17 protein-coding genes are annotated in these 21,634 nt (G+C 69.1%); 6 read left to right on the top strand and 11 right to left on the bottom strand.

Annotated features, from left to right (window positions below; genetic code table 11):
- Window positions 1-82: 82 nt before the first annotated feature.
- Entirely contained in the window at window positions 83-1,114 is a 1,032-nt protein-coding gene (locus ACZ5ZX_RS29485) for a glycoside hydrolase family 43 protein (protein ID WP_465505238.1), read from the top strand.
- A gap of 69 nt (window positions 1,115-1,183) precedes the next feature.
- On the opposite strand, the gene ACZ5ZX_RS29480 is transcribed toward ACZ5ZX_RS29485, so the two are convergent.
- Window positions 1,184-1,912, bottom strand: a complete 729-nt coding sequence (locus tag ACZ5ZX_RS29480) for a S1 family peptidase (RefSeq protein WP_465505237.1) — start codon at window positions 1,910-1,912, stop codon at window positions 1,184-1,186.
- 281 nt (window positions 1,913-2,193) lie between these two features.
- On the opposite strand from ACZ5ZX_RS29480, the gene ACZ5ZX_RS29475 reads away from it, so the two are divergent.
- Together ACZ5ZX_RS29475 and ACZ5ZX_RS29470 are read left to right on the top strand one after the other, a co-directional pair.
- The gene (locus ACZ5ZX_RS29475) at window positions 2,194-2,889 is read left to right on the top strand and encodes a nitroreductase family protein (protein ID WP_465505236.1); all 696 of its coding nucleotides are present in this window, start codon (window positions 2,194-2,196) and stop codon (window positions 2,887-2,889) included.
- A 172-nt stretch (window positions 2,890-3,061) separates the two neighbouring features.
- A complete protein-coding gene (locus tag ACZ5ZX_RS29470) occupies window positions 3,062-4,459 on the top strand; it encodes a Gfo/Idh/MocA family protein (protein WP_465505235.1) in 1,398 nt (465 codons plus the stop codon).
- 704 nt (window positions 4,460-5,163) lie between these two features.
- On the opposite strand, the gene ACZ5ZX_RS29465 is transcribed toward ACZ5ZX_RS29470, so the two are convergent.
- Window positions 5,164-5,946: an adenylate/guanylate cyclase domain-containing protein gene (locus ACZ5ZX_RS29465; RefSeq protein WP_465505234.1), complete on the bottom strand. Its 783-nt coding sequence runs from the start codon at window positions 5,944-5,946 to the stop codon at window positions 5,164-5,166.
- Window positions 5,947-6,174: 228 nt separating this feature from the next.
- Between ACZ5ZX_RS29465 and ACZ5ZX_RS29460 the strand changes: the two genes are divergently transcribed.
- Both ACZ5ZX_RS29460 and ACZ5ZX_RS29455 read left to right on the top strand, forming a co-directional pair.
- Window positions 6,175-6,771 (top strand): DUF6801 domain-containing protein, encoded by a 597-nt coding sequence (locus tag ACZ5ZX_RS29460; protein ID WP_465505233.1) that lies wholly within the window; start codon window positions 6,175-6,177, stop codon window positions 6,769-6,771.
- 142 nt (window positions 6,772-6,913) lie between these two features.
- Window positions 6,914-7,669, top strand: coding sequence for an MBL fold metallo-hydrolase (locus ACZ5ZX_RS29455; protein ID WP_465505232.1), 756 nt, complete (start codon window positions 6,914-6,916; stop codon window positions 7,667-7,669).
- Here ACZ5ZX_RS29455 and ACZ5ZX_RS29450 read toward each other — a convergent pair.
- The 7 genes from ACZ5ZX_RS29450 to ACZ5ZX_RS29420 form a co-directional block, all read right to left on the bottom strand.
- Window positions 7,662-8,975: an MFS transporter gene (locus tag ACZ5ZX_RS29450; protein ID WP_465505231.1), complete on the bottom strand. Its 1,314-nt coding sequence runs from the start codon at window positions 8,973-8,975 to the stop codon at window positions 7,662-7,664. The genes ACZ5ZX_RS29455 and ACZ5ZX_RS29450 overlap by 8 nt on opposite strands.
- Before the next feature lie 20 nt (window positions 8,976-8,995).
- Window positions 8,996-9,856 (bottom strand): DUF3592 domain-containing protein, encoded by an 861-nt coding sequence (locus tag ACZ5ZX_RS29445; RefSeq protein ID WP_465505230.1) that lies wholly within the window; start codon window positions 9,854-9,856, stop codon window positions 8,996-8,998.
- A gap of 13 nt (window positions 9,857-9,869) precedes the next feature.
- Window positions 9,870-10,397: a hypothetical protein gene (locus tag ACZ5ZX_RS29440; RefSeq protein WP_465505229.1), complete on the bottom strand. Its 528-nt coding sequence runs from the start codon at window positions 10,395-10,397 to the stop codon at window positions 9,870-9,872.
- Between the two features lie 58 nt (window positions 10,398-10,455).
- A complete protein-coding gene (locus ACZ5ZX_RS29435) occupies window positions 10,456-13,488 on the bottom strand; it encodes a hypothetical protein (protein ID WP_465505228.1) in 3,033 nt (1,010 codons plus the stop codon).
- Window position 13,489: 1 nt separating this feature from the next.
- On the bottom strand, window positions 13,490-14,554 hold the full coding sequence (locus ACZ5ZX_RS29430; RefSeq protein WP_465505227.1) for a hypothetical protein: 1,065 nt from the start codon (window positions 14,552-14,554) through the stop codon (window positions 13,490-13,492).
- Window positions 14,551-15,864 (bottom strand): hypothetical protein, encoded by a 1,314-nt coding sequence (locus ACZ5ZX_RS29425; RefSeq protein ID WP_465505226.1) that lies wholly within the window; start codon window positions 15,862-15,864, stop codon window positions 14,551-14,553. Before ACZ5ZX_RS29425 ends, ACZ5ZX_RS29430 begins: the two co-directional genes overlap by 4 nt.
- A gap of 67 nt (window positions 15,865-15,931) precedes the next feature.
- Window positions 15,932-16,591 carry a hypothetical protein gene (locus ACZ5ZX_RS29420; RefSeq protein ID WP_465505225.1) on the bottom strand — a complete coding sequence of 220 codons (660 nt, stop codon included), beginning with the start codon at window positions 16,589-16,591 and terminating at the stop codon, window positions 15,932-15,934.
- 202 nt (window positions 16,592-16,793) lie between these two features.
- Between ACZ5ZX_RS29420 and ACZ5ZX_RS29415 the strand changes: the two genes are divergently transcribed.
- Window positions 16,794-19,778: a 3-keto-alpha-glucoside-1,2-lyase-like domain-containing protein gene (locus ACZ5ZX_RS29415; protein WP_465505224.1), complete on the top strand. Its 2,985-nt coding sequence runs from the start codon at window positions 16,794-16,796 to the stop codon at window positions 19,776-19,778.
- Between the two features lie 47 nt (window positions 19,779-19,825).
- On the opposite strand, the gene ACZ5ZX_RS29410 is transcribed toward ACZ5ZX_RS29415, so the two are convergent.
- Complete coding sequence (locus ACZ5ZX_RS29410) at window positions 19,826-20,584, bottom strand: EI24 domain-containing protein (protein WP_465505223.1); 759 nt, start codon at window positions 20,582-20,584, stop codon at window positions 19,826-19,828.
- A 12-nt stretch (window positions 20,585-20,596) separates the two neighbouring features.
- Entirely contained in the window at window positions 20,597-21,622 is a 1,026-nt protein-coding gene (locus ACZ5ZX_RS29405) for a hypothetical protein (RefSeq protein ID WP_465505222.1), read from the bottom strand.
- Window positions 21,623-21,634: the final 12 nt, after the last annotated feature.

Genomic DNA, 21,634 nt, shown 5'->3' with positions numbered 1-21,634 from the left:
CGCGCCATCCGACGGGGCACCACTCGGCCACCGCGCCGGGCGGTGCCCCGCAGCTCCTTCGCGACCACACTGGACGGCTTCCATGACACCACGTTTCCGTACCGCGATCGTCCTCGTCGCCGCGCTGATCGCGAGTGGCGTCGCGGCGCCGGCCGCGGCGAGCGACCGGGCGGCCTACGCCGGCTACCTGTTCAGCTACTTCACCGGCGAGAACTCCGCCACCGGTGAGCAGGTCCACTTCGCGCTCAGCCAAGGCAACGATCCGACGCGATGGCGCCGGCTCAACGGCGGACGGCCGGTGCTGACCTCGGCCATCGGGACCCGCGGCGTCCGCGACCCGTTCCTTCTCCGGTCGCCGCGCGGCGACAAGTTCTACCAGATCGCCACCGACCTGCGGATGTACGGCAACGGCGACTGGGACCAGGTGCAGCGGACCGGGAGCAAGTCCATCGTGGTGTGGGAATCGGCCGACTTGGTGAACTGGAGCGCGCCGCGCCTGGCACGCGTCTCACCGGGCACCGCCGGCAACACCTGGGCGCCGGAGGCCTATTACGACGAGAGCCTCGGGCAGTTCGTCGTGTTCTGGGCGTCGAAGCTGTACTCCGCCAACGATCCGAACCACACCGGCACCACCTACCACCGGATGATGTACGCGACGACATCAGATTTCCGGACCTTCAGCGCCGCGCAGGTGTGGGTCGACAAGGGATACTCGACGATCGACTCGACGCTCGCCAAGCACAACGGCACCTACTACCGGTTCACGAAGGACGAGCGAAGCTCCTCTCAATCCGCCTGCGGGAAGTTCGTCCTCGCGGAGAAGTCGGCGACGGTCCTCGACCGCAACTACTCGTTCGTCGCCGAATGCCTCGGGAACAACAAGATCAGCCACGGCGAGGGTCCGCTGGTCTTCAAGTCGAACACCGAGGAACGCTGGTACCTGTTCATCGACGAGTACGGCGGCCGCGGATACGTTCCGTTCACCACCACGGAGCTGAACTCCCGGCAGTGGACGCCCGTGTCGAGCTACACCCTGCCCGGCCGTCCGCGGCACGGCACCGTCCTGCCGGTCACCCAGGCCGAGTACGACCGGCTGCTGCGACGCTGGGGTTGAGCCCGGCCGGGGGGTGGGGAGCGGAGCCCTCCTCGAGCACACCGGGGAGGGCTCCGGCTCCGCCACGGGTCAGACTCCGGCCACCTGCTGGATCCACGACCGGTACCGGGTGATGTTCGTGTACGCGGTGGTGGTCTGCCGGTCGCTGGTCGAAGCGACGCCGACCTGACGGCCGGAAGCGAACATCGGGCCACCCGAGTCCCCGCCGGCGGTAATGCCGTCCCCACGGCTGGCGCACACCGCGACGCCGCCGTTGTAGTCACTGCAAGCGACCGACGTGACCCGGACGTTGGCGACCTTCAGGTACCGGGACTGGCAGTTGATCTCCGAACCGCACTGGCTGGTCGCGCCCCAACCGTAGACCTGCACGGTCTGCCCGGTCGCGACGTCGCTGGTGGTGCCCAGCGGCGAGTAGGTGGCGGTCACCGGCGCGGTCAGCCGCACGATCGCGAGGTCCGCGCTGGCGTGCCGGGTTACCGTGGAGCCGGTGGCCATGGTGCCGCCACTGGTCTGGTCCAGGCTGCCGATCCGGAAGGTGAACGTGCCGCCGCCGGCCACACAGTGTTTGGCGGTCAGGATGTACTGCGGCGCGATGATCGTCGAGGTACAGGTCTGACGGCCGTTGGCGAAGAGCCTGGCGGCCCACGGCCCGCTCTGGGCGTACTGCCCGCCGATGATCATCGGCTGGACGCCGGACGGGTCCGTGGCCGGTTCCGCGGCGGACGCCACGGGGGCGGTCGCGCCGAGCAGCGCCAGGAAGGCGGTGCCGGCGATCAGGGCGAAGGAGCGCAGTCGCATGGTTCCGACTCATTTCTGCGGCCAGGGTCCGGCCGCGCGATGGGGACGGGATGTGCTGATTCTGGGACGCGGCGAGAGAAACCGGACACCGACGAAAGTCGTGCGGCAGGTACCTATCTCTTCACCGCGGTGACCGTTGAGGATCCCTCTAAGTATCGGAACGCCGGCGTCGCTGCTCCGTCCGACGTCCGTCCACTGGGGACAGATGGCGGCATAACCCCAGGGGCATAACCTGATATCGGGGCTTTCCGAAAACCACGCCCGACACCACAATCGGGATCATGACCGCAGCACACTGGACCCCGACCTACGGCGACCCCTTCGAGCCGGTGCCCTACCGGCCCACCCGGCTGTCCGCGGCGGAATCGCTGGCCGCCGCCGCCGATCTGCGCCGTCGCATGGACACCCGGCGCACCGTGCGGATGTTCTCCACCGACCCGGTACCCGAACAGGTGCTGGTGGACGCCATCGCGGTGGCGGCCACCGCGCCCAGCGGCGCGCATCAGCAGCCGTGGACCTTCGTGCTCATCGAAGACGCCGAAACCAAACGACGCATCCGCGAAGCCGCCGAAGAGGAGGAGCGGATCTCCTACGAGGGCAGGCTCGGCGAAGAGTGGCTGTCGGCGCTGCGCCCGCTGGGCACCGACGCCGTCAAGACCCACCTCACCGACGCCCCGTACCTCATCGTGGTCTTCCAGCAGCGGTACTTCCTCGACGAGGACGGCACCAAGCACAAGCATTACTACGTCGACGAATCGGTGGGAATCGCGGTCGGCATGCTGATCACGGCGCTGCACCTGTCCGGGCTCGCCGCGTTGACGCATACGCCGTCGCCGATGCGCTTCCTCGGCGAACTGCTCGAACGGCCGCAGAACGAGAAGGCGTTCGCCGTCATCCCGGTCGGCTATCCGGCGGACGACTGCGTGGTGCCGAACCTCGTGCGCAAGTCCATCGATCAGGTGCTGATCCGCCGCTGATCACCCGCGCGGCCCGGGTGTCCGAACACCCGGGTTGCGCGAATCATCCGGTTTCACACAGTCAAACTGCGCATTAGTGCAGTTTATTGCTCACTTTGACGCATCTCTTGACATATCTGGCGGCGATTGGACACAGTCGGGGCATCGAAGGCGACACGAAGGAGTGTTCTTCATGGCCGACCTGCCCTCTGTCTCCCGGCGGACCTTGTTCGGTGGCGCCCTCGCCGCCGGGGCGCTCGCCGCGATCCCGACGAGCGCCACCGCCGCGGAAGAGGCCGTCGATGCGGAAAGCGCGCCCCGCCGTCCGGGTCAGCGCAGCATGATCGGGGTGCCGTTCGAGCGGCACCAGACCGTCCGAATAGGACTCATCGGGCTCGGAAACCGTGGTATGTCCATGATCGGCGGGTGGAGCGCCGTGCCGGGCGCGGTGGTCACCGCGGTCTGCGACATCCGCGCCGAACGCGCGAAGGCCGCCGCGGACAAGCTCGCCGCCGACGGACGGCAACGCCCGGCCGAATACGGTGGATCGGCCGACGCCTACAAGAAGATGCTCTCCCTCGCCGACATCGACCTGGTCTACATCGCCACCCCCTGGGAGTTCCACTACCCGCAAGGCAAAGCCGCGCTACTGGCCGGCAAACACGTCGGCGTCGAATTGCCCATCGCCACCGAACTCGACCAGCTGTGGGACCTCGTCGACACCAGCGAGCAGACCCGCAAACACCTGTTCCTCGCCGAGAACTGCAGCTACGGCCGCAACGAACTGGCCATCCTCAAGATGGCGCACGAGGGCGTCTTCGGCGAGGTCACCAACGGGCACGGCGGCTACCTGCACGACCTGCGCGAACTGTTGTTCTCCGACACCTATTACACCGACGCGTGGCGCCGCAAATGGCACACCCGCAGCACCGCGAGTTTCTATCCGATGCACGGTCTCGCCCCGATCGCCGCCTGCATGGACGTCAACCGCGGCGACCGGTTCGCCACCTTGCGCGCCACGGCGACCGAGCCGAAGGGCCTCGCCGACTACCGGAAGCGGCACATGCCGCCGGGCCACCCGTCGTGGCAAGAGACCTACATCAACGGCGACCTGGTGACCTGCCTGATCGAGACCGCGCAGGGCCGGATCATCCGCGCCGAACACGACGTCAGCTCGCCGCGCCCGTACAGCCGCATCAACAGCCTCGCGGGCAGTCGCGGCATCGTCGAGGACTACCCCGCCCGCATCTACGTGGAACCCGACCACAGCGGTCACGCGTGGAAGGACTTCGGGCCATACCGTGACCGCCACGACCACTGGCTGTGGAAGAAGCTCAAGGACGACCCGAACCTCGGCGGCCACGGCGGAATGGACTACGTGCTGCAGTGGCGGATCGTGCAGCAGATGCGCGCGGGGCTGGTGCCGGACATCGACGTCTACGACTCCGCGGCCTGGTGCTCCCCCGTGCCGTTGAGCGTGGTCTCACTGGCAAAGGGCGGGAAGCCGGTCGCGGTGCCGGACTTCACCCGCGGTGGCTGGTCGAAGCCCCGGCCGGGACTGGACTCGCAGCCTTCGGAGATGCCCGGCTAGGCGGAGCACCGGCCTCGCGAGTGATGATGGCGGTTCGCGACCTTCGTGAGTGGCAATGAGGGTTCTCTTGAGGGGCAAGGCAAACATGGCGTGCCCCAGCGCGAGACCGGGCTGACCGACGGAAGCCGAGCCGCGCCCCAGCGTCCACAAAGGACACTTTTCTGAAGAAGGCTGTCCGACTTGGGCTGTTTGTGCGGTTTTGGACGGGGGTCGTGAGTGGCAATGAGGGTTCTAACCCGAATCGCCACTCACGACCCCCACGCGGAACCGTACATAAAGGCATCAACCAGGCCGCATAGTGAAGGCCTCCTTCCCCACCTTGATCGTCAGGAGTCCGGCAAAGTCGCATAAGTGCTGGTCGGCTCTACGGCCAGAGCAGGACAAGGCGGACGCGTCGTGATGGCCCCTTTGCGGAAGCAGGCTCACGCACAGGTACCACACTCCGGCCCTTGACTGTCCATAAGGGACACTTCACGAGACAGATGTGCCCGATTTGGTCGACTTGCACGGTTTCGGGAGGGGTCGTGAGTGGCAATGAGGGTTCTAACCCGAATCGCCACTCACGACCCCGCAAAAAACCGCACATAGCGACATCAATCGGACATTCAATCACTCGGCGATGTCCTTTGTGGACACGGAACTCTTCCGTTGATCAAACTCCGCCGCCGACACAGACGACCCTGCCACGGCCAGGGAAGGAGGCCTCACGAGTAGCGAGGGACGACGCGGTACACGCGCAGATCCTTCGGGGTCCCCTTCGCGCGGAAGTTCCGGCGCGGCCGCACGGTGACCGTGTCCGCGTCGAGTTCTTCGACGACGCTTTCGCTGGCCAGCACCTCGTCGCCGTCCGCGGCCGCCATGATCCGGGCGGCGATGTTGACGTCGACGCCGAGGTAGTCGTCGCCGACCCGCTGCGGGTTCCCGCGATGCAGTCCCGCACGCAGGTGGGGCAGGTAGCCTTCGGCCTTGATGACGCTCACGGCGGAGCACGTTTCGTAGGCGGCGTTCACCGCTTCGCCCGGGTCGGCGAACACGGCCATCACACCGTCGCCGAGCCCTTTGACGATGCTGCCGCGATGCCCGGTGACGATCGACTCGGTGACGTCGGAGACCTCGCGGAGCAGTTCGAGGACGCGGTCGTCGCCGGCGTGCAGTGCCCAGGTCGAGAAACCGACGAGGTCGGTGAACAGCACCGTGACGCCGTTCGCGGCCCTCGGCTGCGTTCCGGTCCGCCGGAGGGCCTTCCACGCCTGCACGGCGGCCAGCCCCAGCTCGCGGGTCGCGCTGGGCCGGTCCGCGCCCGCCTCGGCGAGCAGCCGGGCGAGCCGGTCGGACGAGCGGCCCGTCGACGGCGCGAGCGGGTCTTCGCCGGGGACGAGCCGCCGCAGGAACCGCGCACCGCGCACCAGCTCGCCCCGCTGGTCCGTCGCGCGCAGGAAGCGGCGGGTCCGGAGGTGCCACGGCTCGGGTCGATCGGTCACGATCAAGACAGTAGCCGCTCGCCGCCCGGGACGAGCACCTGTCACCGCCGTGACAAGAATCCCACCCACGCTTCCCCTTTAAGTCTTCGCGTGACAATTCACGATAAGGCTATTCCGTATACGCGTGACAAGATCGACGCGTAAAGAAAACACGAGAGATCTTTTCCTTTCCTCGTTGGTGACTTTCCACCTACATTCGGCTCCGAGCCCATTCAACGACGAAAGGACCTGGAAATGACGGAAACCCTCGTACGGAAGGGCGTTCGCCGGTTCTGCGCGGCCGGGATCGCCGCCGCGGTGGCGGGCACCGTAATGCTTTCCGCCGCCGGGACCGCGGCCGCCGTCGAAAAGAACCTCACGTACAAGGGCGGCTTCCCCATCATCGGCGACCAGCAGGTCGCGGTGGTCGTGAAGGCCGAAATCCCGGCGACCGCGAAGGCCGGGGAACCGATTTCGGTGCCGTTCACCCTCGACGTCGATTCGGGACAGGCCGCGGGTGACGGGCTCCGGCTGGTCGGCGCGAAGAAGCTCTCCGGCACGATCAGCTCGAAGGTCAACGTCGCGCTCGGCGAGCAGAAGGTGGCGATCCCCATCGAGCTGCCGATCCCCGACACCGAGGTGCCGGCCGAGGGTTCGCTGAAGTTCACCGCGACGGGCAAGGTCGACTTCACCATCCCCGCGGGCACGCCGGCCGGTGACGCGACCAGCAGCGTGGACGCCGCGGCGACCTCGCATATCAAGACCGACAGCTCGCTCGGCGAATTCGACGTCAACCTCACCCTCGACCCGCCCGACCAGGACGCCGTCCTCGGCAAGACGACCGTCAGCTGAGCACCCGTCTTCCCCCGGCTCGACGAGCCGGGGGAAGACGCGTCTTGACCTCCAGCGCACTGGAGGTCGCAAGCTGTCGATCATGTGGATTTGCGACAGGTGCGGTATCGAACATCCAGCCACCCCGGAGCCGCCCCGGTGCGTGCTCGACCGAGGCGAGGTCGGCATCGAAGAAGCCGGAGACCTCGGCCCGCACACCGGGCGATGGTGGACACACGAGGAACTGATCTCCGCGCCGCACAAGACCTTGCACCGTGAGCACGGCCGCGGCCTGCACAGCATCAAACGGGAACCTCAGTTCGCGATCGGACATTGGTCGTTCCTCGCGGTGACCCCGGCGGGCACCCTGCTCTGGGACCCGCCGTCCTGGTTGGACACCGAAGTACTCGACGTCGTGCGCGGCCTCGGCGACGTCGCCGCGATCGCCACCAGCCACCCGCATATGTTCGGTGCCCAGCTCAGCTGGAGCCGCGCGCTGGGCGGGGTCCCGGTGCTGGTCAACGAGCGCAATCGGGAATGGCTCCCCGCGCCCGACCCGGCCTTCGAATTCTGGGACGAGCACAGCGAACCCCTGCCGGGCCTCGAACTCGTCCGGCTCGGCGGGCATATGCGCGGCAGCGCCGTGGCCCGCACGCCGGACGGCAGCATCCTGGCAGGCGACACGATCTCCGGCGGACTCGCGCCGAACTGGGTGTCGTTCCAGCGCAGCTTCCCCAAGCACATCCCGATGTCCGCCGCCGTGGTCCGGCGCATCGTCGACCGGCTCGACGACTTCCCCTACGACCGGCTCTACACCCTCGGCGGCGACACCATCGATCAGGACGCCCGTGCCGTCGTGCGCCGCAGCGCCGAAACCCATATCCGGTGGGTGAACGGCGACTTCGACCACCTCACTTGATCGCGCGTTTGTCCTTGTTCCGGAAGGACAGCGCGATGAATCCCGCCATCGCCATGAAGAACGCGACGGCCCACATCCCCGCGCGGAAGCTGCCGGTCAGCCCCTGCAGCCACCCGGTGAGGTAAGGCCCGACGAAGCCCGACAGGTTACCGAAGGAGTTGATCAAGCCGATCCCCGCGGCGGCGCCGACACCGGTGAGGAAGGCGTTGGGCAGCTGCCAGAACACCGGGATGGCGGTGAACACGCCGACCGCGCAGATGGTCACCGCGATCATCACCCACAGCGGCGAGCCGAGGTACAGCGCACCGGCGATCGCGACCGCGCCGACGAACGCGGGGATGGCGACGTGCCCGGCCCGTTCGCCGGTGCGGTCGGAATGCCGTGCCCACACCACCATGGCCACGGCGGCCACCGCGTAGGGGATCGCCGTGATCAGCCCGATCTCCACGATGCTGTAGTCGGTCTGGAACTGTTGCTGGAAGCCCTTGATCACCTGCGGGAGGAAGAACGCGAGCACGTAGAGGCCGAAGATGATCCCGAAGTAGACGGCGCTCAGCGCGAGCACGCGCGGATCGGTCAGCGCCGATCGCGTGCTCACCTCCTCGCCGACCTCACGGGTGTCTTCCGCGTCGATGGCCGACTGCAACGCCGTGCGCTCCCCCGAGGTCAGCCACTTCGCGTCCTTCGGTTTGCTCGGCAGCAGGAAGAACACCGCCACACCGAGCAGGATCGACGGCACCCCTTCGGCGAAGAACATGAACCGCCAGCCGGCGTCGAAGCCCAAGACGCCGTCACCGTGTTTGATGAGCAGGGAGGAGACCGGGCTGCCGATGACCGACGAGAGCGGGACCGCGAGGAAGAACAGCGCGACGATCTTCGCTCGCTGCTTACGCGGGAACCAGTAGGTCAGGTACAGGATGATGCCGGGGAAGAAGCCGGCTTCGGCGATACCGAGCAGCACCCGGACGATGTAGAAGCCGACCTCGCCCTGGATGAACGCGGTCGCCGAGGCGACGAGGCCCCAGGTGACCATGATCCGCGCGATCCAGATCCGGGCACCGACCTTGTGCAGGATCACGTTGCTGGGCACTTCGAAGAAGAAGTAGCCGACGAAGAACAGGCCCGCGCCGAGCCCGTAGGCCGCCGAGCTGATGCCGAGGTCGGCGTTCATGGTGAGCGCCGCGAACCCGACGTTGACCCGGTCGAGATAGTTGAGCAGATAGAGCAGCCCGAGCAACGGGACAAGCCGGATCATCGCCTTGCGCACCGCTGACGCGGTGGACACCTCTGCCGTCTGTTCGTCCATCGCGCGAGTGTAGGGGGCGGTCAGAACAGCGGGGGAAGAAAGGCACCGAAATTTCCGCCCGCTGCCCGATCAGCCGGATCCGGGTCCACTTGGACCGTGTCGGGGTCGCGCGGGTCGTAGGTGACCTTCACCGTCGAACCCCGGGACGGGGCCTGCAACGGCGGGGAGATCATCGTCGTGATCACCGTCCGCTCCCCGGCGTCCGTGGGGAACCGGACCTGCACGGTGAAGCGAGGGTTCCCCATCACCCAGACGTTCGTGAACTCGACGCCGACGACGTGGCCGATCACCTGACGGCCGGTCTGTGCCAGCGCCTGCGCCCGGTCGTCCGCCTCCGCCCTGGTGACGAACGCCCGCCCCAGCACCATGAGCATCACCAGCGCCGTCACCCCGGCCACCCCCGGCACGAGATACGGCTCGTAGTAGACGACCCAGTCGACTTCGGTCCAGGGTTCGGCCGCGCCACGGCCGACCGGCAGCCGCTGCCCCACCGCCTCGGGCGGCGTCCATGAGGGAATCGCGGCGCCGCTGCCCAGCGTCACCCCGAGCGACGCCGCGAGTGAGCCGGCCCGGAAGCCGATCCCCATTCCCCGCAACGACATCCCGCCGCCCCACAGCATCGCGAAGCCGAGCGACGAGGCGACCGTGATCGAGATGCTGAACAACAGGACGAGCGAAACCGCCGGACCCGTTTCGTCGCCCCACGCGTCGACGCGGTTGAGCGACATCAGCCGGAAGCCGTCCAGCAGCCCGAGCGCGCCGGACCAGCCCACGACCGCCCACGCGAGCGTCGTCGGCACGCCGAGCAGCCACAGGCGCGGCCCGGGACGGCGGGCCTGCCGGGGGTCACCCGGCAGGCCGAACTCGAAAGACCCGAACATCGTTTCCGCCCCTTTACGCGATCGGGCCGAAAACAGCGACCTTGGCCGGGTCGGCGGGATCGACCCGGGCCTCGTGCCGGGTGCCCGGCGCGTACTGCTGGACCGTCGCCAGCGGCGCGATCAGCGGGGTCACCGTCTCGTAGGTGGTGCCGTCGGCGCGGGTGACCTCGAGGGTCGCGGTGTACTGCGCCTGCCCGGCGATCTTCCGGCCGGTCGGCTCCAGTGCGCGGATCACCAGGGTCGCGGGCTCGCAGGTGTCGTAGAGCCGCCGCAGTTCGGTGCCGTAGGCCTGCAGTTCCTGCTGCTGGCGCAGCTGCTCCTCCATCGGCAGCGCCAGGAACTCCGCCATGTCCGGGTCCGCGTTCAGGTTCCGGAACGCCTGCGCGGCCAGCTGCGGCGTCGGCAGCTGCGGGGTGATGTCGTGGCCCTGCGCGGCGGCCGCCTGCCGGAACTGCTCGGCGTGCCGCTGGAAGTCCTGCGCACCCCGCGCCATGCCCTGCTGCGTCGCGTCGTTGATCTTGTCGCGGATCTTCTTGAACATCGGGTGCCGCCTTTCGCCATGTCGTTCTCGCTGGACACAGCTTCGGCGGGGCGGCACGCTACCGAACCCAGGTTTTCCCGTCGTCGGTGGCGTCGAGGCAGGTCAGGGGCGCCCAGAAGACCGGCGAGCCCGCCGGTTCCGGCTTTTCGCGCCAGCGGGTGAGCCTCGCTCGCTGCCAGGCGTTCAGCTCGGTGACCGGATCCTCACCGGCGAGGGCGGTGTCGACGGCGATGACCAGATCGGACATCGGGTCCGCGCCGGGGACCGCGGCCGAGGTCGGCAGCGCCCAGACCGTGGCCGCGACCAGTCCCGCTCCGGCCGCGACGGCGGCGAGCAGCACGCCGAACGGCTCTGCCAGGCCGAAGTCGCTCGCGCTGGCGCAGCCGATCAGCGCCACCCGTGCGGGCATGGTGTCCACTTCGGACAGTGCGAGGTCGGCGGCGGTGAACGGCCGGTGCGCCCCGATCGGCGCCGCCGTGCCGGGCAGATCGGCCGTACAGGACAGGTGCAGCGCGGTCTGCGCGCCGTACTCGTCGCGGACGCGGCTGACGTGCCCCACGAACACCAGCCGTGAACAGGGCCGGGCCAGGAGGTCGGCGAGCAGACGGCGGTCGGTGTCGGTGCGGCGGACCAGCTCGAGCCCGCACGTGGCGGCGGGAAGGACCGGGCCGTCGGCCAGCCGCGCGTCCAGATGCCGGATCAGCGGGGACGTCGCGTCCTGCTTGCCGAGCACGGAACCCAGCTCGCCGAAGGCACTCTGGCCGGGGATACGCGGATCGAGCAGGTAGACGGGCGGGCCGTCGGCGGCGGGCGGACGGCGCGGGATCCCGGCCGGGGCGAGCAGTGAGACGTCGGCGATGTCGAGAACGCGCTCGTCGCTGTCGAAGCACGAGCCGATTTCGCCGATGTCCAGCACGTGATCGGCCCGCCGGTCGGGCAGGGCGAGCAGTCCCCACGGGACTCCGGCGAGGCTCGGCGACGGCTGGATCCGCAGCAGCGGACGGTTTCCTCCGGCGGCGGACCGCCGGAGCCGTCCGACCAGGTCGGCAGGCAGGAGATTGAGAGCGAGGACCCTGGCCAGGCGTTGTTCACCGGCGTGGCTGCCGAAGGCCTCTTCGCTCAGCGATCGCCGGACGGCGTCGGTGACGCTCTCGCCTTCGTGCGGTGTCGGCGAGGCGGCGTCCAGGTATTCGCGGGCGGTTCCGACCAGGGCGGCGTCGATCGGATGCGTGTGGACGCTGTCGAGGTCCTCGGTGGTCCGCCAGGTGAGGAAGGTGTGGCCGGCGTCGGCGAACCGCAGGAGGAACGTCTCACGTCCGGGCCGCGCGGCGGGCCAGGTCTCGACGGTTTCCGTGGCGGGCCGCGGCAGGCGGTACCGCTCGGCGGCGAGGCGGAGCCACGGCTCCAGCTCCATGGGCGAGGACGGCGACCAGCGCAGGGCGGGCGGTGGGGCGAGCCGGAGCGGCAGCGCCGACGTGACGGAACCCAGTGCCGCCAAGGGAAGCCGATCGTCCTCAGCGGACGGGAGGACGTCGAGGGTGGGCAGCGTTCCGGTGAGGCCGAGCGACGGCCCCTCGACCCCGGTGTACGCCCCGACCGCGCAGGTGCGCTCGATCAGTTCGGCCGCCAGCCTCGGCTCCTTCAGCCGGTCCAGCAACGCCAGTGTCAGAGCCATCGTCGGAGCCGCGATGTCGCGTGCCCAGGCCGTGCGCGCCGGTGGTGAGACGAACTCGAACCGGTACTCCGCCGCCGCGAGGGTCAGCGGGAGCGCCAGATCCAGCACCGCCCGCAGGTCTTCCCCTCGCGCGAACCCGATGGTGGCCGCCACGAAATCCGTGTGCACGTGGTCCGACCAGTCCCCCGACACCCGCGCCGATTCCCTTGCGCGGGTCGCGAGGTCCTCCGCCGTCGCCCAGTCGCCTTCCGCGGCGGCGCACCGGGCCAGTGCCGTGTCGACGAGGCGCAGGCCCGGAACGTCGCCGTTGGCCGTCCGGATCGCCTTCGCGTGCTCGAACTGGGCCTTGGCCTGCGCGACGTCGCCCGCGTACAGCAGCAATGTGCCCAGCGCGTGGCTCGCCTCCGCGACGTCGCCGGTCAGGCCCGCCGCCGCGAGTTCGTCGCGGGCGGCGACGATCGCGGCGACCGCGCCGGGGAAGTCACCCGCCAGGGCACGGGCCTCCGCCAGCCCGATGTCGGCCTTCGCGGCCACGGGGGCGCCCGTGTGCTGGGCGCTCAGCCTCAGCAGATCGGCCCGCGCGTCCGCGTCCTCGCCGCCCGCATGGAGGATCCGGGCCCGTTCGGCCCTGGCCATGGCTTGCTGCTGGACGGCCCGCTCGCGGACCTCGTCGATCTCCGCGAGGACGTCCAGCGTCGCCAGGATCTCCTCGAGCGCGGCCCGCGCCCCCGCCAGCTCCCCGGCGGCGATCTGGACGCGCACGTCGAAGATCCGCAGTTCCAGCTCGTCGGCACCGTGGACGTCGAGCAACTCGGGCGGATACTGTTCCGGCCCCGCTTCCTTGCGGAACGCCGCCCGGCGGCGCTGCCCGGCGATCAGCTCACGCGCCTTGGCGACGTCACCTTCCTCCGTGGCCAGCGAGATGAGCACGCGCTCGGCGACCTCCCGGGAGCCCTCGATCATCCGCGCCTCGGCGTACTGTCCGAAGTGGACGATAGCGGCGGCGCTCACCGCGAAGACCTCGAGCACGGCCTCGGCACATTGCCTCGCGTTGCGCAGATCACCCGCGGAGTAGCAGACGTGGGCCAGATCGCTGACGGCGGCGAGTTCGAGGTCGGTCCGGTCCAGTTCCCGCGCGATCTCCCGCATCCGCGCGTACTTCCGGTGCGCGCCGGCGACGTTCCGCACCGCGGCGAGTTGCTTGGCCTGATCCTGGACCTTGGCGGCTTCCTTGAGCAGCTTGCGGTATTTGCCCTCCGAAAGCGAGCACGCGGGCACTTCGCCGTACGACGCCGGGTCGAGACCGAAATGCCTTGCGACACAACGGCAGTTGTAGCCGTGTGAGATCGCGGGACTCAGTTCGGGCGGGAGCGGACGGTCCGGCGGGGTCCGGGGCGGCGGCATGCCGACGAGCACGTCAGAACTCCTCTTCGGCGGAAGCGGCCGCCGCCCGTTCGGCGAGTGTCCGGTCTTCCGGCGGACGAGCCCGCACGAGTGCGACCACTTCCGCCCGGTCTTCCGCCGTGGTCCCGATGACCCCCTCGCCCGCCACGCCGACGACGAGCGCCATCCGTCCACTCTGGACACTCTGGGTGCTCGCCGCGAGCCGGGTCGAGGCCTCGTCGAGGTCGGCTGTCCCGGTGAACCGCCCGGCGCCGAGTGAAAGCGGGACCTCCGCGAACGGCTCGCCGTCGTGCCACGCTGTCGCGGTGAGGGCCGCGTCGGCGAACGCGCCCGCGACGTCGACTTCGAGCCGGGCGGTGGCCGCACCCATGACGATCCGCCAGGTCACCGTGTCCTCGGCGGCGTCCAGGATCCCCGGCGGTACCCGTGCCCAGTCGACGCTCGCCCGCCCCGAAACCAGTACGCCTTCACCGGACGCGACAGGTTCGGTTCCGGCGGCCAGCGCGTACGCGCGCCGGCTCGGAGCCGCGGTTTCCAGGCGTGCCACAATTTCCGCCGCGGCGTCGGCACGCACGACGTCGTCCTGCTCGTCGAACCAGGTCGCGAGGCGGCCGCACAGGCCACGGACCTCGTCGGCGACCGGAGACGAGGCGGCCACCAAGGCGTCGTCCGCGATCGCCGTGTCGAACAGCTCCGCCGGGGAGGCTTCGAAACCGTCGAAGAGGCCTTCGGCCAGGTCCTCGACCGCGGCCGTGGCGACCGCCGATTCGAGGTCCAGCAACGCCGGGTCGAGCGACGGCACGCCGAGCGACGGGCCGGCGGGCCACCAGCGACGGATCCACAGCAGCAGAGCGAGCCTGGCCAGTTCCGGCCGGGCGGGGACGTCGGCATGCCCTTTACCGAGCGCGTCCAGGCTCGCCTCAGCCCCGATGAGCCGGGTGAGCCACGGTTCGGCGGCGCCCGCGTCGCTGAGTTCGATCCGCATCGAGGAAGCCCTGCCGGAAAGGAGATCGGCGAGCGCGAAGCGGATGAGAGCGCCGTCCGCCGCGACGACGGGAGTGTGCACCGGATGCGTCACGACACGGCCTCCAGCTCCGGCGCACGGGCCACGAGCGCGCGCCGCACCTTCGTCCGCAGGTCCATCGAGGTCGACCGCACCACGCCGGTGACGAGGTCACGGACGTCGGCGGCGTCGGCGGGCAGGTCACCGCGGACGTCGAAACCGTGCAGGCGGATCCAAAGCCTGCTGAGGAACTGCTTGGCGAACTCACGAAGATCACGCAGGAGTCCGGCGTCGGGTCGCGGGGTCAGCGGCGTGGCCCCGGCCAGTGCGCGGCGGGCGTGCAGTACGTAGCCCTCGCGGGCCACCTGGGCGTTGAGCCGCCGTGCGAACTCGGGGACCCCGGCGGGCGCGGCACCGTCGAGCGGCCGGAGCGCGGGCGCGAGCACGACACCGGCCGCGAAACAGGCGGCCAGCGCGGGCAGACCGAGCCCGAACCCGGCGGCGACCCGGGTGAGTTCGTCGTCGACGAGGTCGGCGACGGGAGCCCGCTCGTCCGCCGGGAGACGGCGCAGGGTGGCCCGCACCCGCCGTTCGACACTGCGTTCGAGCAGTTCCGCACCGGTTTCGTCCTGCCGGTTCAAGGGCGGGACCTCGGTGCGCTCCCCGCGTTGCAGGCCGAGATCCGGCACAGGCAGACCGGAGATCTCTTGGACGGCCTTACTCAAGGCGCGCGCCCCGTCCGGACCGCGAAGGGCCAGCCCGAGAGCGTGCCCGGCGGCCGAAGCGGCGAGAGCCCGCCACGAGGAGTCGGTCAGCTCTTCGACGAACGTTCGGAGCACCGGGATGTCTTGCGGCGCCACGGACTCAGCGTGCCAGCGGCGATGAAGCTCCGCGGTCAGATCCGCCGAAACCCGCGGATCCGCGAGGTACCGGGTGAGCTGATCGACACCGGCCGCGCCGCCCTCACCGTGCAGATCACGCAACGCCGCCGTGGCCGTCGCGGGTGCTTCCGGACCTGGCGCGCCGAACCCCGTGGCCAGCTCGTACGCCAGCGGGAAGCACACGTCCTGGACGTTGCCCGCCGTGATGCGCAACGCGCGGCGCCGGCGCTTCAAATGCGTGAACCACGCGGCCGTGGCACGCAGCCTGTCCGCGTCGGCCAGCAGCAGTTCCGTCAGCTCCGCGGCCGCGACCGCGTCCAGCACCGGACGGCCGAGCCGGGGACGCGCCGCCGTCCGGATCACCAGCGGGTCGATGATCTTCTTGATCGTCCTGGTCAGCGGGCCGCCGTCGGCCGAGGACAGGATCTCGACGCCGTCGATGCGTTCCCAGGCTTGAGTGAGGACGGCCGACCGCAGCCGGGAGTCACTCGAACCCGTCGTCATCGCCCTCCCCCTCGCGCTGCTTGCACTCTAACCGAGCAGACGACGTGAACGGTTTTCTCTCGGCCGATCACAGCACCGGTCCGTGCCAGGGGAAACCGTCGGGCGCGGCGGCGACACGGGCACGCAACTCGGCGTCGTCGTGGCCGTGGACTTCGTGAAGGAAAGGGAAGTCGTCCGGGTGGACGGTGAACTTGGCGACCGGCCGCACCGGCACCGGGCTGGCGACCTGCGCCGACCGGATCTCCCCTGTCGCGGGTTCCCGATCGAACGTGGCGGAAGGCAGCAGGTACACGGTGCCGGTCCGCCACGGTCGTCGCTCCAGCACCGTCGCGGTGATCGAGAAGTGATACCGCGCCTCGCCCCCGGCACGCACACACGCGTTGCACATGGACACCGGCATGCTGTCGCGATCCAGGATCGCGTAGAACATCGGCCAGATCCCGTCCGCCGCGGCGAACACCGCGCGCCGGCTGCCGAAATCCGTCAGGTCCGGTGGTCGGCGTGGCCGGAATTCGGCGATACCGGGGTCACCCGAGCCATGCAACACGAAGGCCGAGTGCTCGGCGGCATGGCAGAGAAACTGCCATTTCGGCGCGTCGGACCGGTAGTCGAACGGCCGGTCGGGGCCGGCGGCGAGTGCTTCGTCGAGTAGCTCGTCGAACTGCTCGCGCAGTCTCGCCGACGTGGAGACGACCGGCCGGCGCAGCCAATAGTCAGGCAGAGTCACCGTCCGGATCCTAGCCCTCCCCGACGAACCGGGCTGCAGACTATCCACTGTGGACACTCGTCCGGCGCAGGTAGCGACCCCGCGCGGCCGTTCGGACTAACTTTCGTCCGAATTGTACATACTTTCGTTGACTCTTGACGAAAGTCCTCTTAGGTTCAGCGGCGTCACAGCGTGTTCGGCTGTCCGACCTTGAGGAGCAACGATGCTTCCGTCTGTCCACAAACGCTTCAACCGGTCCATCGTCGCCTCATTGGCGCTGGTCACAGCCCTGTCAGGACTCGTGACCGCACCGGCCGAAGCGGCCGTCCCGCCCCAGCAACCCGGGGTCACGCTCCGCACGTACGACCTCCAGCGCGAGATCGACAAGCTCTGCGTGATCAAGACCGGTCAGACCCCCAACGTCGACAAACTGATGCCGACGATCAACTGGACGAGCACCGCCGATTTCGGGCTCGGCGAGCAATTCGTGTCCGAAGTGACCGGCAACCTCGACATCGCCACCGCCGGCCGGTACGAGTTCCGCCTCACCAGCGACGACGGCTCCCGGCTGCTCATCGATGGCCGGCGGGTGATCAACCACGACGGCCTGCACGGCGCGACCCCGGCGACCGGCTCCGTCGAGCTGGCCACAGGATACCGCGCGCTGCGGATCGACCATTTCGACAATCTTTACGACCAGCAGATCACCCTCGAATGGCGGCCACCGGGCGCCGCGGATTTCACGGTCGTGCCGAATTCGGTACTCAGCACCGACGCCGACGTCGTCCGGGTGACCTCGCCGGGCCGCAAGGAGTGCGAGGGCGTCGCGGACTCACCCGGTGACGGCTTGCCGCTGAACGGCGTCCACCCCGGTTTCACGCTGACGAACCTTCGGCCCGACGGTTTCCAGCCGCAGGTCACCGGAATGGATTGGCTACCGGACGGACGCCTCGCCATCGCCACGTGGGGCGGTTCCGACAAAGTGCTCGGTGAGGTCCACCTGCTGAGCAACGTCACCGGGAACACCGACCCCGCCAAGGTCCAGACCAAGCGGATCGCCAGCGGGTTGAAGGAACCGATGGGCGTCAAGTACGTCGACGGCAAGCTGTACGTGTCGGAGAAGACGCGGCTCGTCGAACTGAACGACACCAACGGCGACGGCGTGACCGACGACTACCGCACGGTCGCCACCTGGCCGTTCGGCGGCAACTTCCACGAGTTCGCGTTCGGGCTGCTGTACAAGGAAGGCTTCTTCTACGCCAACCTTTCCGTGTCCATCAACTACGGCGGCGCCACCACCGATCCACAGCCCGCGCCGAACCGCGGCACCACGATCAAGATCAACAAGAAGACCGGTGCGGTCTCCTACGTCGCCGGCGGGTTGCGTACCCCGCACGGCATCGGCTGGGGTCCGGAGGGCGACATCTTCGTCACCGACAACCAGGGCGGCTGGCTGCCCGCGAACAAGCTCGTGCGGATCAAACAGGACCGCTTCTTCAATCACTACACCAATCCGCCCGGACCCTTCGACTCGAAGCCGGTGACCGCGCCGGTGTTGTGGTTGCCGCACAACGAGATCGCGAACTCGCCGAGCAACATGGTCACCTTGTCGCAAGGTCCTTTCGCCGGGCAGATGGTGTACGGCGACGTGACCTACGGCGGTCTTCAGCGCGCGTTCCTGGAGAAGGTCAACGGCGAGTACCAGGGCGCCGTGTTCCGGATGACGCAAGGGCTCGAGTCGGGTGTCAGCCGGATCAGCCTCGGCCCCGACGGCGCGATCTACACCGGCGGCATCGACGGCGGCGGTAACTGGGGCCAGCCCGGCAAGCTCGCTTACGGGCTGCAGAAGGTGACGCCGAACGGGACGAACGCCTTCGACATCCTCAAGATGCGCGCCGTCGCGGGCGGCTTCGAACTCGAGTACACCCAGCCGCTGTCGGCCGAGACCACGCAGAACCTCGCGGCGAAGTACCAGGCGCAGCAGTGGCGCTACCAACCCACTCCCGCGTACGGCGGCCCGAAGATCGACGAGCAGACCTTGTCCGTCACCTCCGCGAGCCTTTCGGCCGACCGCAAGAAGGTCACGCTGCAGATGGCGGGCCTCAAGGCCGGGCACGTGGTGCACGTCCGCTCCCCGCGGCCGTTCGCTTCGGAGTCCGGTGCGGCGTTGTGGAGCACCGAGGCGTGGTACACGCTGAACTCCCTGGTCGGTGGCCCGGCGGCGAGTACGACCTACGAAGCGGAACGCGCCGCCCTTAGTGGTGGCGCCGCGGCCAACACCAACCACGCGGGCTACACCGGCACCGGCTTCGTCGACGGCTACTGGAACCAGGGCGCCGCGACGACGTTCACGGTGAACGTCCCCAAGGCCGGGACCTACAACGCGGCCTTGCGCTACGCGAACGGCCCGGATCCGGCGCCCGGGACCAAATCCGTGAGCGTCTACGTCAACGGCACCAAGGTCAAACAAGTCAGGCTCGCCAGTACTGGCAACTGGGACACCTGGAACTCCCAACCGGAAACACTCACCCTCGCCGCCGGAGCGAACTCGATCTCCTATCGCTACGACAGCGGAGACGGGGGCAACGTCAACCTCGACAGCCTTACGGTCACCGCGACCCAGCGCATCCAGTTGTTCGACGGCAAGAACCTCGACGCCTGGGAGAAACGCGCGGGCGGTGCCGCGACCTGGCCGGTGGCGGGCGGGGCGATGGAGTCGAACGGCGGTGACATCCGCACGAAGCAGCAGTTCGGCGACTTCCGGCTGCACGTCGAGTGGAACGAGCCGAACTATCCGCCCGAGGTGACCGGACAGGCCAGGGGCAACAGCGGCGTCTACCTTCAGGAACGTTACGAGCTTCAGGTGCTGGAGTCGTTCGGCGACACCACCCTCGCCAGCAACGAAGCCGGTGCGATCTACCTGAAGAAGGCGCCCGACCGGAACATGGCGGCGGCGCCGGGAACGTGGCAGACCTACGACGTCACCTTCCGCGCCGCGCGGTTCGACGGCGCCGGGAACAAGACCGACAACGCCCGGGTGACCGTGGTGTGGAACGGCGTCGTGGTCCACGACAACGTGGAGATCGACGGCGGCACGGGTGACAGCAACCCGGAGAACGCCGGGCCGGGCGCGATCCGGCTCCAGGACCACGGCGACCCCGGGGAGAACCCGCGGTTCCGCAACATCTGGATCGAACCCGTCGCCTGACAACGGAAGAGCGACCGGCAGGCCCGCGACAGTGGCCTGCCGGTCGTTCAACGCTTCTGGGCCACAGGATCGGCCGCGAGGACTTCACGGGCGACGAGCACACCGCCGACGAAGCCCACCGGCATCACGATCAGGACGGCGAACGGGATCAGGCTCAGCAGGGAGGCGGGAAGCCCGAGCCCGAGTGCGAGCGAACGGCGTTTGCGCAGCAGCAGCCGTCGCTGCTTGAGGTTCATCCCGCGCCGGTAGAACGGCACGGCGATCAGTTCCAGCGCCAGGAACCACGCCGTGACCAAGGCCAGCAGGACCGGCACGACGGTCTGGCCGACCACAGGGATGAAACCCGCGATCAACAGCGGGATGGTGAACATCAGCGAGCGCAGCACGAGCGACAGCCCGTCCTTCAGGCCCATCCCCAGCAACCGCCAGAACGACAGGTCCACGGCGCCGGGAACGCCGCCGAGATCGTCTTCGACCTTCTCCGCGATGTGCTCGTAGAACGGCCCGCCCACGGCGAGCGTGATCGCCGTGAACCCGATCAGGCAGAGGGCCAGCACCACGCCGAACACCGCGACGCCGACCGCCACCCGGATCGTCGTCCGCCAGCCCGGATCCCAGTCGTCCGCGAACGGGGTGACCAGCAGGGAGAGATCGTCGATCCAGAACGCCAGCGCCACGACACCGCCGAGCAGCAGCAGTGTGGTCAGCACCGCGGGCAGCGCGCCGATCAGCAGCAGTTTCGGCGATCGCAGCAGAATGCCCAGGCCTTGCCCGAACATCTTGAAACCCTTGAAGAAATCCCGCATCGGACAGTTCTATCAGCCGCCCGACGGGAGCGAGCCACTCCCGTCGGGGCCGGTCACGACGACGCGGAGGCTGACGTCTCCCCCGAACGGGACGGCGGTGACCTGCCAGGTCCGCGGCGAACCGACGTCGATCGTGGTCCGCGCCCGTTCGACCAGTGCCGGGACGCGGTCGACGGCCAGTGCGCGCAGGTCGAACCGCGGCACCTGCGCGTCGGTCGGCGCGAAGACCACGGTCAGCCGCCGCTCTTCGACCACCGCGGTGATCACCTGCGAGACGTCCGTCGCCCGCGCCAGGGAGTCGATCGCCCGGCGCAATTCCCCCTCGCCCAGCAGCGACCGCTCGACGGTGACCGTCGCGGAGCCTGACGAGGACGTGGTCGTGCCGGACTGCGTCTCTTCCGTCCGGGCAGGCGTTTCCGGCGCGGACAGTTCCGCGCGGAACAGGAACAGCACGAGCGCCGCGCCGAGCAGCAGCCCGAGGAACGCCAGCGCGGCGAACGCGCAGCCCTCCGGCGGCTCCTGCACCAGGCTGGACTCCGGAGCGGATTCGATCACGGCGTCGGCCACGCGGCGCTCCCACTCCGGCGACAGCCGCTCCACGATCTTCGCCTTCCACGGCCGGTCCGGCGGGTACTGGACGACGAGGACGTTGCCCGGGCGGTGGTCCGGGATGTCGACCAGATTGACGCCGTGCGTGATCTTCACGCGGTGCGACGGCGCGCCGTCGGGTGCGACGGTGAGGACGAAGTCGACCGGGATGTCTCCGGTTTCCGTGCCGCTCGCCCGCAGGCTCTCGATCTTGGCGAGTGCCACCACCGGGACGATCGCCGCCTCGCGAGCGCGTCGTGGTGCCCCGGCGGCGTAGAGCAGAAGGCCGTAGACGAGAGGAAGCCCCAGGCCGGCGATGATCAGGGGGACGTATTCGATGATGATGCCGACGACGAAGGCGCACAGTGTCGTCCCGATGACGATCCCGGCCAGGAAGCCACGGACGAGGGCGAGCGGACCGGGCCGGGCGGGTGCGGGGACAACCGACATGGACGTACTCCA

This window comes from Amycolatopsis sp. NPDC033938 (assembly GCF_055575975.1).
Note: the sequence above shows the minus strand (reverse complement) of the source record. Positions and strands in the feature narration are given on the sequence as shown.

Coding starts and splice junctions, on each gene's coding strand:
- ACZ5ZX_RS29405 (WP_465505222.1), bottom strand. CDS start 21,622: ATGTCGGTTGTCCCCGCACCCGCCCGGCCCGGTCCGCTCGCCCTCGTC.
- ACZ5ZX_RS29410 (WP_465505223.1), bottom strand. CDS start 20,584: ATGCGGGATTTCTTCAAGGGTTTCAAGATGTTCGGGCAAGGCCTGGGC.
- ACZ5ZX_RS29425 (WP_465505226.1), bottom strand. CDS start 15,864: ATGACGACGGGTTCGAGTGACTCCCGGCTGCGGTCGGCCGTCCTCACT.
- ACZ5ZX_RS29450 (WP_465505231.1), bottom strand. CDS start 8,975: ATGGACGAACAGACGGCAGAGGTGTCCACCGCGTCAGCGGTGCGCAAG.
- ACZ5ZX_RS29475 (WP_465505236.1), top strand. CDS start 2,194: ATGACCGCAGCACACTGGACCCCGACCTACGGCGACCCCTTCGAGCCG.
- ACZ5ZX_RS29440 (WP_465505229.1), bottom strand. CDS start 10,397: ATGTTCAAGAAGATCCGCGACAAGATCAACGACGCGACGCAGCAGGGC.
- ACZ5ZX_RS29460 (WP_465505233.1), top strand. CDS start 6,175: ATGACGGAAACCCTCGTACGGAAGGGCGTTCGCCGGTTCTGCGCGGCC.
- ACZ5ZX_RS29485 (WP_465505238.1), top strand. CDS start 83: ATGACACCACGTTTCCGTACCGCGATCGTCCTCGTCGCCGCGCTGATC.
- ACZ5ZX_RS29480 (WP_465505237.1), bottom strand. CDS start 1,912: ATGCGACTGCGCTCCTTCGCCCTGATCGCCGGCACCGCCTTCCTGGCG.
- ACZ5ZX_RS29445 (WP_465505230.1), bottom strand. CDS start 9,856: ATGTTCGGGTCTTTCGAGTTCGGCCTGCCGGGTGACCCCCGGCAGGCC.
- ACZ5ZX_RS29470 (WP_465505235.1), top strand. CDS start 3,062: ATGGCCGACCTGCCCTCTGTCTCCCGGCGGACCTTGTTCGGTGGCGCC.
- ACZ5ZX_RS29415 (WP_465505224.1), top strand. CDS start 16,794: ATGCTTCCGTCTGTCCACAAACGCTTCAACCGGTCCATCGTCGCCTCA.